5 protein-coding genes are annotated in these 5,003 nt (G+C 71.2%); all 5 read right to left on the reverse strand.

The features are described from left to right. Positions 1-504: FAD-dependent oxidoreductase (locus SACHA_RS0117855; protein WP_019811992.1), on the reverse strand; the 504-nt coding region annotated here is incomplete at its 3' end. Between the two features lie 601 nt (positions 505-1,105). Then, entirely contained in the window at positions 1,106-1,930 is an 825-nt protein-coding gene (locus SACHA_RS0117860) for an ABC transporter permease (protein WP_019811994.1), read from the reverse strand. Then, the gene (locus SACHA_RS0117865) at positions 1,930-2,880 is read right to left on the reverse strand and encodes a daunorubicin resistance protein DrrA family ABC transporter ATP-binding protein (RefSeq protein WP_019811996.1); all 951 of its coding nucleotides are present in this window, start codon (positions 2,878-2,880) and stop codon (positions 1,930-1,932) included. Before SACHA_RS0117865 ends, SACHA_RS0117860 begins: the two co-directional genes overlap by 1 nt. Before the next feature lie 32 nt (positions 2,881-2,912). Further along, positions 2,913-3,761: a DUF4097 family beta strand repeat-containing protein gene (locus tag SACHA_RS0117870; protein WP_019811998.1), complete on the reverse strand. Its 849-nt coding sequence runs from the start codon at positions 3,759-3,761 to the stop codon at positions 2,913-2,915. 70 nt (positions 3,762-3,831) lie between these two features. Beyond that, entirely contained in the window at positions 3,832-4,356 is a 525-nt protein-coding gene (locus tag SACHA_RS0117875) for a YlcI/YnfO family protein (RefSeq protein WP_019811999.1), read from the reverse strand. Positions 4,357-5,003 lie beyond the last annotated feature (647 nt).

Below are 5,003 nucleotides of genomic sequence, written 5' to 3' on the forward strand. Positions count from 1 at the left end.
CGCGTGCCCCGGCCACAGCGCCGCGCGCACCCGGCTGCCGAGGCCGTCCGCTCCCACCACGAGATCGGCCCGCGCCGTGTCGCCGTCCCGGTAACTCACTTCACCGTCCGTGGTCACCGCGACCACCTCGGTGCCGGTGCGCAGCGCGTCGTCCGGCAGCGCCGCCCGCAGGATCTCCACCAGCCGTGCCCGGTGCAATCCCACCAGCGGCCTGCCGAGCCTGCGTCCGAACTCGGCGCCGTCGATGCGGGTGATCGCCCGGCCGTGCGGATCCCGCAGCCCGCCGGAGGCCTGCGGGGCCAGCAGTGGGCGCAGCGCCTCGCCCACACCGAGTTCGTCGAGCGCGCGCAGCGCGTTCGGCCACAGCGTGATCCCGGCCCCCACCTCGGTGAGTTCCGGCGCCCGCTCGGCCACGGTGACCCGCCAGCCCGCCTGCCGCAGTCCCACCGCCGCACTGAGCCCGCCGATCCCACCGCCCACCACGATCGCGTCCGGCACGTCCATCTCCCCTCGGCCCCGCACACCTGCCGGGTCAGCCTACGACCACGGTCGGCGCGGCCGGAGAGACCGGGATGGACAGCAGGTCCTGCACAACGGTGGCCAGCGGCCCCGACCCGTACCCACATCAGCCGGTCGGGAAGCACGAGGCCGTGGGCCGCCCGTCTCGTCCACCACTGCCAGGCAAGGTTCACCCCGGCGCACCGCAGTCCAGGCAGCCACTTCCTCGTCGGTGCCGAGGGCCACCACCGGGGGATCGGTGTCCCTCACGTCGGCCACCGTCGTCCCCGGTGCGGCGGCCAACAGTCCCTCAGTCGTGGCCAGTCCGACCAGCCGCCCGTCCCGGCACACCGCCACGACGGCGGCGCTGTCGAACCGTCGCCCGCGCAGCCCGGTGGGCACGTCGTCCACCGTCTCCTCCGGCCACGCGGTGGGGACAACGCGGGTGGCGTGCGCGACGGCGGTGCCGACGAAACCTCCCGCAGTGGGAGCGGCGGCGTCCGGCTGAGCACTCATGCCGTCGTTCTACGGCAGCCGTCCGACACTCGCGACCCGGAGTCGTGCCGCCGCCGGAGCGCATCACCGCGACCGGGCGGGTGACACGGGGTCACCGTGCGCGGTGGAACAGCCTCCTGGACCAGAGGTAGCCGCCGAGGGCGATGAGGGCGCACCACGCGAGTGCGATCCAGGCGTCGTGTCCGATCGGTGTGTCGAGCAGCAGGCCGCGCAGCGTCTCGATGACGGGCGTGAACGGCTGGTACTCGGCGAACCAGCGCAACCCGTTCGGCATCGAGTCGGTGGGAACGAAGCCGCTGCCGAGGAAAGGCAGCAGGGTCAGCGGCATGGGCAGGTTGCTCGCGGTCTCGATACTGGAGCTCACCTGGCCGAGCGCGACGCACAACCAGACGAGCGCGAACGTCACGGCCACGAGCAGGCCGGCCGCGGCCAGCCACGCACCCGGCCCGGCGGTCGGCCGGAACCCGACGAGCAGCGCCACACCGGTCACGATCGCCAGGCTGAGCACCGCCTGGAACACACTGCCCAGCACGTGCCCGGTGAGCACCGAGACCCGGGCGATGTTCATGGTGCGGAACCGGGCGATGAGGCCGGTGGTGAGGTCCGTGGCGACCGAGATCGCGGTGCCCTGGACCGTGGCCGCCACGGTCATCAGCAGGATCGCGGGTGCCACGTAGTTGACGTATCCGGCACGCCCACCGGACATGCCGTCGAGCCCGGCACCCAGCGTGCCGCCGAAGACGTAGACGAACAGCAGCAGGAACACGACCGGCATCCCGACGAGCGTCACCGTCATCGACGGGTACCGCACCATGTGCCTGAGGTTGCGGCGCAGCATCGTCACCGAGTCGCGCAGCGGGTGGGACCGGACGCCCGGTGAGACATGCCCGGAAAGACCGCGGGTCGGAGTGCCCATCACGTGGTCACCTTCCTGGTGTCGGGCTCGCTGGTGAAGGCGAGGAAGACGTCGTCGAGGTCGGGGGTGTGCACGGACAACTCGTCCACCGCGACGGCCTGTTCGTCGAGCCGGTCCAGCAGCGACTTCACGGACCGGAGGCTGCCGTCGCCGGGCACCCGCAGCGTGAGCGTGTCGTTGTCCCGCGAGGCCTGGCAGAGTACGCGCTCGGCCGCGTCGAGATCCTGCTGATCGGCGAACCGCAGCCGGACGTGCCCCCCGGGAATGCGGCGCTTCAGCTCCTCGGCGGTGCCCTCGGCGACGAGCCTGCCGTGGTCGAGGACCGCGATGCGGTCCGCGAGTTCGTCGGCTTCGTCCAGATATTGCGTGGTCAGGAAGAGGGTCACACCGTCGGCCACCAGGTCCTGGATTATCCGCCACATGGCCCGGCGGCTCCGTGGGTCCAATCCGGTGGTCGGTTCGTCGAGGAAGATCACCCGGGGGTCGCCGACGAGTGTCATCGCGAGATCGAGACGCCGCAGCATGCCCCCGGAGTAGGCCGAGGCCGGTTTCCCGGCCGCGTCGACGAGGTCGAACCGGTCGAGGAGCCGGGCGGCGCGCTCCCGGCCGTCACGCCGGGGGAAATGGTGCAGATCCGCCATCAGCCGCAGGTTCTCTTCACCGGTGAGCAGGCTGTCCACCGCCGAGAACTGACCGGTGACGCCGATCGCCGCGCGCACCCTGTCGGGTTCGGTGGCGAGGTCGTGTCCGCCGACCCGCGCGCTCCCGCCGTCGGGATCGAGCAGGGTGGACAGGATCTTCACCGTGGTGGTCTTGCCCGCGCCGTTCGCACCGAGCAGCGAGAACACCGTTCCCTGTGGGATGCTCAGGTCGAGGCCGTCGAGTACGACGTGGTCGCCGAAGCATTTGCGCAACCCGGTCGTCGTGACGGCCGGTCGAGTGGTTCCCATGTTGTTCCCCTTCGAGTGGAGCGCGGGTCCGGTCAGCAGCGGCGGATCGTGATATCGCCGTACGAGGTGCGTGCCCGCACGTTGACGACCTCGTCGGCGTCGTCCGGCCGGGGCGTGCTCTCCAGCAGGTTGTGCACCTGCCCGAAGCCGGTGCCCGCGTCGACCCATGCGGCGGTGCCCTCGGCGACGCCGAGTTCCAGCGAGCCCATCGCGGTGGACAGGGCGACCGCACCGCGGGCCACCTCACCCAGCCGGATGGCGCCGTTGGCGGTCCTCACGTCGACATCCGCGCCCGCCCGGTCGACGGCGATGTCGCCGTTGGCCGAGCGGATCCGCGCGTCACCGGTGACCGCGTCGACGTCGACGTCGCCGTTGGAGGTTTTGACGATCGCGGTCCCGTCGATGCGGCCGATGCTCACCCTGCCGGACCCCGTGTGGATCTCCGTGTCGCCGGTGGCGTGATCCACGGTCACGTGCCCGGTCGCCGTGGTCAGTTGGAGCGCGCCGGTGCGTTCGACATGGAGGTCCCCGGTGCCGGACTTGAACCTGGTTCGGCCGAGCGAGCCTGCACAGTGGAGGTTGCCCAGCTGCACCGTGCCGGAGAACGAGGACTCACCGGGCAACTCGACGGTGACGTCGACCGACCTGGTCTCCCGGGAGAAGTCGAAGGGGCGCGCCTTCGGTCCCCTGATCCGCAGTGTCCCGCCCGCGTACTCGACGCGGACCCGTTCGGCGGCCCGCACATCGGAGGTGTCGGACGCATCGCTCGGGCGCACGTCGACCTCGGTGTCGGTCCGGTCGGTGGCGATGAGCCGCACGCGCCCGGTCGCGCCGAGTTCGAGCTCGACCGCGATCGGTTCGGGTGTGTCGAAATTGGGCATAGTCGTCCCCTCAGTACGAGTAGGTTGCGCATCCCCGCTGGTCAGGGATGTGTGTGGGGCTGCGGTGTGGTCAGCGCAGCCAGCCGGTGAAGCGTTGCTGGGACCGTTTCCCGGGGCTGCTCCGTTCGGTGCGCCGTGACTGCTCGGGGTTCTGCAGTGCGGCGGCCGCGGCGCGTACCAGCCAGGCGTTGACCGAGCGTCCCTCCTGTGCGGCGGCCTCCTCGATCGCCGCCTTGAGCTGTTCCGGAAGTCGCACGTTGATCCGGGTAGCGGGGCCGTCCTCGGCGATCGGGGGAACGCCGCCCGAGGTGTCCTCCGTGCCGCTGGTAGCCGCGTCGTCCGAGGGTTCGGCTAGTGGCGCGGTGACGACGAACTCCGGGTCGCGCCCGCGCAGGCGCAGTTCGACCGACCCGGGGGCCAGCTCTCGGGTGACCTCGTCGGCGGCTGCTGAAAGCACGTCCAGCAGGGTCATCCGGATCGCCGATTCGAGCGGCCCGGCCAGACGCTCCGCCAGCTCCCGCGCGTCGTCACCACCGGCTTCGGCGAGCGTGGCGAACTCCCGGCCCAGGCTGCCCACGTGCACGTTCAAATCCATGGCACCACTTTGGCACATTAATGGCACCATAGCAAGCAAGTCTGGCTCAGGATGCGCCTCGGCTGGTGCCATCCTGCGCGGGCACCATCTACAAGAGCTGACCGCGCCGATGTCGGTGCCGTCGATGCCGCCCTTACCGGCCACGGTGAAGCCGAGTTCGAGCACGAGCAGGCCGGCCGTGTGGATTCCGCAGCCCGCCGGAGGCCTGCGGGGCCAGCAGTGGGTGCAGCGCCCGGCCCATGCCGAGTTCGTCGAGCGCGCGCAGTGCGTTCGGCCACAGTGTGATCCCGGCCCCCACCTCGGTGAGTTGCGGCGCCTGTTCGACGACGGTGACCCTCCAGCCTGCCCGGAGAAACCAGGATGGACAGCGGATCCCGCAGCCGGACTCCGGCGTGGGCAGGGCGTTCGTCCGGTGAGCCGATTGTGTTCCGTCGAGTCGACCGGAAATATCGGAGGTCTACTGGCGGGACGGACGTACTGGGGGACGACACGCCATGATCGAAAGTGCTGACCGGCGCCGGAGACGGCGCGGTGGCCCCCGGGCCGGACTGGTGTGCGGAGTCGTCCTCGGCGTGGTGCTGAGCGGCGTCGGCACCGCTCCGGCAGCGTGGGCGCGGGAGCGGGCGGTGACCCCGGAGGACCGGGCC

Origin of the sequence: Saccharomonospora halophila 8 (genome assembly GCF_000383775.1) — a bacterium.
GTDB lineage: Bacteria > Actinomycetota > Actinomycetes > Mycobacteriales > Pseudonocardiaceae > Saccharomonospora > Saccharomonospora halophila.